This is a genomic window from Streptomyces sp. NPDC002144 (assembly GCF_053593695.1).
In genome coordinates, this window is the sequence record NZ_JBSFDB010000078.1 from 20,840 (window position 1) to 27,085 (window position 6,246).

Here is a 6,246-nt window from a genome sequence, read left to right on the forward strand (position 1 = left end):
ACCCGCGGCGGATGGCGGGCAGCCGCGTTCCTCGGGGATGAGTCAGGCGGTGAACTGGTGCTGGCTGGAGCAGTTGACGGGCCGTCCACCCGTCTTCACCGTGCAGACCTCGATCTTGTAGGTGGCGCCCTCCTGCAGATCGAAATAGGCGGCGCCCTTCGTGGTGCACTTGCCGTCGACCTTGGTGTCGGCCACCCGGTACAACAGCGAGTCGTTGATCGTCAGGATCTGCACGAGCGCCAGGTAGCCGTCCGCCTTGATGTCGCAGGCCGTGGTCTTGTCGCCGGCGGCGATGAAGCGGCCCTTGGCGCCGCCGTTGGTGCTGTACCACCAGCCGGAGTCGGCGCTGGCCGGTGTGGTGGCCAGGGCGGCGACGGTGGCGGCCGCACCGAGAGCGACAGGCAGGGAATACCGGACAAAGCGGTGCGTCGTACGCATGCGAGGACTTCCTTTCATCGTGGGGTGGTGGGGGAGAACGGCCGTGTGCGGTGCCGGTTAACGAGCACGGCAAGCGGCAGGCAGGTGACGGCGCCGAGAGCGCCGCAGGAGAAGGTCGTGACGGCAACGAGGCCGGGCCCGCCCCGGGCGAGCGAGAAGCCGGCGAGGACGGGAGCGCAGATCACGGCGGTGGCCAGGCTGGTGCCCCACACGCCCGCGTACAGGCCGCGTGCCTGCGGCGGGGCGATCCAGTCCACGACCGCCTGCGCGGCGACGATGGCGGTGATCTCGCCCGGGACTGCCGCCGCGGCCGCCGCGGCGTACTGCAGTGCCGACGAGGCCAGGCCCGCGCAGCCGATACCGGCACCCAGCACCAGGGAACTGGCGGCCAGCAGCCCGACCATGGAGGAGGACCTGGTGCGACGCGCCAGCCAGTCGGTGGCCGGCACGGACAGCAGCAGGACCGTGGCGGCGCTGGCGACCTGCGTCCAGCCGTACGCGGATGCCGGCAGCCCGGAGTGCTCCATCAGCAGCGGCAGAATGCTGAAAACGCCCGCCACCGGAACGAATGAGAGGACACTGGCCAGCCACAGCAGCCACAGCCGGCCATCCCTCACCGGCCCGGCGGCGGCGAAGTCGACCGGCCCGGGCGCGGGCCGGTCGCCGGGCAGGACCGCCAGGACGACGACGGCGAACACGGCGCAGGCCACGGCGTTGATCCAGAAAAGTGCCGACAGGCCGGCGGAATCCGCCAGCAGACCACCGACGGCACCCGTCACCGCGGCGCCCACGTTGATGCCGAAATGCCGCCAGCCGCTGATCCTGGCGCGCGTGGCCTCGTCGGTGATCTCGTCGGCCACGAATGCCGAGATCACCGGCCGGGGAGCGTCGTAGCACATCCCCGCAATGACGGCCGCCGCGCCGACCGCGACCGGCGCCGTCGCCCGCGCGAGCAGCGGCAGCACCGCGGCGGACACCAGCAGGGCGCTCACCAACGTAGTCCGGCGCCCCAGCGTGTCGGCAAGCCGTCCGCACACGAGTTGGCCGACCAGCCAACCGACGCCGAAGGCCGCGAGGACGCCGCTGACACCCCGGGCGGGAAAGTGCAGTTCACTCAGGCGGTAGGACAAAAAGGGGTAGGCGAAACCGGCCGCGCGCACTGCGCTCGCCCCCACGACCAGCACCCAGACGGCGCTGGGCTGGCGTGGTCGCGTGGCAGAAGCCGGGAGGCGGACAGGAGAGGTACGGGCAGGCAGGTCGGTCGATGGCAAGGCAACTCCCGAGAGCAGTCCAGGACACCGAAAGGCGGCGCCGGACCGGTGGGGGCGGGCAACAGGGGCCAGGGGTCGGCTCAGGGCGCGAACGCGACGGCACTGGCGTGAAAACCGGGGAGCGAGAGCGTCAGCAGGCACACGGCCGTGCAGCCGGAAGCCATGCTGGACACTCGGCTAGCTCAAACAGCCGCCATCAGGCGGCAGTTGAGCCCGGAAGTCAGGAGGACCGGCTCAGGCGCGGTGCCAGACTCCGCCGGCAGCGCGCACCGTGGTGCGCCTCGCGGCCAGGGCTGCCCGGCCCGGCCGCGGGAACGAAGCCCTCAGGGGCGCAAACGACGGGTCGCGCCGTACTCCGCGGCGCGGGATGGCGTCGAAAAGGGAAAGACACAGCAGCCTCCATGGTGAGGTGCTGGGTGCTCGGCACACGACGGCCGACGGGCACCTGCGTGAGAGGGCGCCGTGGCCTATCCTGTGCGCGGCGTGCGCCAACACGCCTCGAGCGCCCCAGGTTGGTTACTGATCCGGTTCTGGTGGTGCGATGACTCCTCGCTGGAGTCGCTACGGGCGGCCGTCCCCTGGGCCAACAGGGGGCGGCCGCCTTCGTCATATGTGCTCCGCGGCATCTGCGGGCCGTGCGCACCGTGGACACCCAAGGCCCGGACCACCTCTGGGCCAACAGAGATCGTCAGGCTTGTGAGAGGGCCTCCACGGGAGAGCCAGCCAGCGGGCGGCGTCAGCGCCGCCCGCTCAGGGCACGGCCTGGCGCGGCAGCTGTCGGTCGTTGCGTGTGCCGACCGCCTTCGTGGCGTCACGATCGCAAAGCATCAATCTCCCCGTGCTGGTCTGGGCCGTCGGTACCACTGGCGGCGCGGGCCCCTGCGGTGCGGCGAGGAGACCATCCCGTTCACCCTCCTTAAGAAGACCACCCGGTCTTAAGAAGACTGATCCGTCCCACCCGTCGCAGTCACCGATGACCGCTGCGGTCTGTATCCCCAAGGCTCGTGAATCCTGCGGAGTACGGCTCAAGCACCCAGCTCACGCAAACTGCCAGGCACCCACAGACCTCGACCTCTCTCGCCCCCCTGAGGCGAAATGTCCTAGATCTGCTCGGACCGAACTGGCTTCACGGGACTGTGCGGTCTTACTTTTCGGCGCCAAGTCTGGGACTCTGGTGAGCACACGTCAAGCGAACAGTGACCTCAGCACTACCGGGAGGCCCAGTTGTTACCGGCTCGGCAGCAAATTGCCGCAGCGCAAGCGCCTGCGATCCCCCGGCGGATCAGCCGGCGTAGCGGCCGTGCCCGGCCTCGGAGTCCCTGCACGGACACCACACATCCGCACCTGCGCCCATCGGTCCCATGACTTGCCCGCCGCGCCAGCCCACACGAGCAACTCCCCATCACCGTGGAGGAACAATGTGCGCAGAAACCAATTCTTCCGGCACACCAAACCCCACCGGCACCCAAGCAGCCATCGGAGAACTGATCTCTGGGTATGCCGTGTGCCCGACCGGCTGCGAGATCCTCCTATTTTTTAACGCGAGAACCGCACGCGAGTTACGGAAACCGGCGCCCTGCCCGGCCTGCGGCACAGCGCTGGAACGAATCCCCCTCCACGTGATCACTGTATGAACAAGTTGCCCGCAGAACCTCTCGACGGGCACCCCCGAAATCAGCTATCCAGACAGGGCGCGCGGTCCCAGTCTCACGGATCGGCGGCGAAGGCGAGAAATGACCGGCCAGAAAATGACCGAACAGAAGACGACCCGGAAGATTCAGCAGCGCGCGGTCGATGCGAAGGTGCGCATCATCAACGCCGCTGCGCGAGAATTCGTCACAAAGGGATACCGAGGAGCCAGTCTCAGCGACATCATCCTCGAAGCGGAATCGAGTAAAAGCTTCTTCTACAGCTACTTCCCCGAAGGCAAAAGGGACATAGCGAGGCACATCATGGAAAACACCCTGACGATGGACGGACTCCGTCCGCAGCGCCTCACAGTCCAAGAAATCTATGACATCGGCATCATCCTGGCACACCGAATCGCCCGCGAGGACGCACTTCTCGCCGCCCTGAAACTTTCCTTCGAATACGGCTCCAGCGAGGAATACGGAACCCCCTGGCCGGACTGGGTCATTTTCAATACCGGTCAGCTGACAGAAGCCCAGCAGAAGGGGGAACTGCGGCCCCACGTCATCCCCGAAGAACAGGCCCGGCAGATCCCCGGCACATGGTCCGGACTGGTGCTCACTGCGATCGTCCTCGACGGCGGCCTCGATCACGTCGAGACCCACGTCTCGCGGGCCTACCAGAACCTCCTCGGTGCGATCGCAGTTCCAGAGGTCCTCCCGTTCGTCGACTTCTCGGTAGACCGAGGAGAAAAGCTCTACACCGAATTTCTTCTTGAGGGACAGCCACAACCAGACGCTGCCGACGAGTGAGGCGACGGATCACCCTGCACCCTCGCCCGGCAACCGTACAGTTGAAATAGCATACGGTTGCCGGGCCTCAAGCTGCTTTCCACCCCGTCACCCGGAGGGCGATTCACCCCGCGACGCTGAATGGTTTCCTCCCACTATCGGACAGAGTCGGATGCTGCCGCTGGCTCCACATTCGATGCCCTTTATTGGTCTCGCCCCCGGATTGATGGCGATGCGTCCCATTGACAGCCGGGTCGCAGAGACTGCCGGAGTGCGGCACACAGAAAAGACACAGCACGGCCTCTTGGTGCAGTCAAAACGTGATTCGCGCAACAGGCACCAGATCAGGTCTTGTGCATGAACGTTCAACTGTAAGGGTAGGCACGGCTCGCGATTAAGGTGAGATCTTGCGAGAAGGAGCCCCTTTGGATTCCGCTGCGGCTGCGCCGTCAATCAACCCGCGACGCGCGCTGATCCAGCTCTTCTCCCGGCTACGCACAAGCAACGGCCAAACAAATCCACTGCCCATCTACACCCAAGTAACCGCGATGGGCGAGGTAATTCCGGCACCTTGGGGCGGAAACCTGGTCACGTCCTACCAGCGCTGCCATTCCATCTTGCGCGACAAAACATGGACTGTCCCGGACCGCGCCTGGCGCTCCCGCCAGTTCAGCAGCACCCGATGGGGCTCACCCGCCTCACTGCAAATGAGCCAGACGCTTCCGCTCCTCAACCCGCCCCACCACACCCGGATACGCAGGGTCCTCGGCAACCCCTTCGACCAGAGCACACTGTTCGCGCTGCACCGCACGGTAGAAAAAGCGGTCGACCACCTTCTAAATGACTTCACCGAACGACTGCACGACGGGGCGGCGGACTTCGTCACCCTCGTCAGCGAGGAACTCCCCGTCATCACCATCGGACAATGGATGAACCTGCCCCCGGCCGACTACGCACTCCTGCGCGCCCTGACCCATGACCAGGTACACACACAGGAGTTGTTCCCCACGGCCAGCGAACTCGCTCTCTCCGATGCAGCAACAGCCCAACTACGCGCGTACTTCCGAGAGTTCATCAAGGAACGCCGAAGGAGGCCCGGCGACGATCCCGTCTCGCAGTGGATCCACACCTGGGACGCGCAGGAAGCCGACCGCGACGCGGCCGACGCAGCAGTCCACTCCCTGGCTCTGTTCATGATCCTGGCGGCGCTGGAAACCACATCGCATCTGCTCGCCAACGTGGTCCGCCTGCTGCTCGAGCACCCGTCCCAAATGGACGCCATACGCTCACAACCCGAACTGATCCCGGACGCGATCGAAGAAGTACTGCGCTACGACGCTCCCATCCATCTCATCAGCCGTGTCGCAGCCGCCGACACCCACCTCGGTGAAATCGCCGTATCCGCAGGCGAAATTGTGCACCTCCTGATCGGCGCCGCACACCACGACCCCGCCCGGTACACCGATCCTCATCTGCTCGACGTCCGCCGCCGCCGCCGCGGGCCGCGCGAATCCGGCACCCCACCGACGACCGGTCCGTCCACGCACCTCGGATTCGGCGCAGGTATTCACTACTGCCTCGGCAACGCCCTCGCCCGCATGGAAGCCACCACCCTCCTTACCGGCCTCCTCAAACGCCCCCTCCGCCTGAACATCACCGCCCCTGCACAATGGGCGCCACGCGTTGTTTTTCGACGCATGACATCCCTCCATCTGACCGCCCCCTGACTGTTCCTAAAGACTGAGCGGAAGTGAGCCCTGTCGCCAGGACTCATGCTCAGCCGCGTGCCCCGAACGATGTTGGGCACGCTGGTCGCCCGCCTTTGCTCCACGTCCGGCGCGGACGGATCGTGTCCGTGGCCCGGGGATGCGGGGCGGGTTTCCTCACGCCCCGGGACGCCCGGTCGGGCCTGGACGGTCCGATGCCCCTGCTCATCTTTCCGGTGAGCAGGGGGGCGGTGCGGTCCGACGCCGGATCGGGCGCTCCAGGGCGCGCCTTCCGATCGCCACGGCTGCCGTGTCACCCGGGTTCGACATAATTCCGTGGTCTGGAGAGGCAAATCCGGGGTCTGACCTGGGCGGACGTGCGTGTGTCCGCCTGGAGGGCGTGTCTCTAGG

4 protein-coding genes and 1 pseudogene are annotated in these 6,246 nt (G+C 66.5%); 2 read left to right on the forward strand and 3 right to left on the reverse strand.

The genetic code is table 11. The annotated features are described in order from the left end of the window. Positions 1–42 precede the first annotated feature (42 nt). Both ACWCQ1_RS47840 and ACWCQ1_RS47845 read right to left on the reverse strand, forming a co-directional pair. Complete coding sequence (locus tag ACWCQ1_RS47840; RefSeq protein ID WP_451029593.1) at positions 43–438, reverse strand: hypothetical protein; 396 nt, start codon at positions 436–438, stop codon at positions 43–45. A gap of 14 nt (positions 439–452) precedes the next feature. After that, complete coding sequence (locus ACWCQ1_RS47845; RefSeq protein ID WP_451029594.1) at positions 453–1,613, reverse strand: MFS transporter; 1,161 nt, start codon at positions 1,611–1,613, stop codon at positions 453–455. Between the two features lie 1,829 nt (positions 1,614–3,442). Here ACWCQ1_RS47845 and ACWCQ1_RS47850 point away from each other — a divergent pair. Then, positions 3,443–4,150 carry a TetR family transcriptional regulator gene (locus tag ACWCQ1_RS47850; protein WP_451029595.1) on the forward strand — a complete coding sequence of 236 codons (708 nt, stop codon included), beginning with the start codon at positions 3,443–3,445 and terminating at the stop codon, positions 4,148–4,150. A gap of 404 nt (positions 4,151–4,554) precedes the next feature. Further along, positions 4,555–5,856: a cytochrome P450 gene (locus tag ACWCQ1_RS47855; RefSeq protein ID WP_451029596.1), complete on the forward strand. Its 1,302-nt coding sequence runs from the start codon at positions 4,555–4,557 to the stop codon at positions 5,854–5,856. Between the two features lie 6 nt (positions 5,857–5,862). Here the strand turns inward: ACWCQ1_RS47855 and ACWCQ1_RS47860 are convergent. Continuing rightward, positions 5,863–6,150, reverse strand: a pseudogene (locus ACWCQ1_RS47860) (IS200/IS605 family accessory protein TnpB-related protein); the annotation flags it as partial. Positions 6,151–6,246 lie beyond the last annotated feature (96 nt).

Bases quoted from the DNA above. Each gene is read 5' to 3' on its own strand.
- ACWCQ1_RS47840 (WP_451029593.1), bottom strand. From the start codon at position 438: ATGCGTACGACGCACCGCTTTGTCCGGTATTCCCTGCCTGTCGCTCTC.
- ACWCQ1_RS47850 (WP_451029595.1), top strand. From the start codon at position 3,443: ATGACCGGCCAGAAAATGACCGAACAGAAGACGACCCGGAAGATTCAG.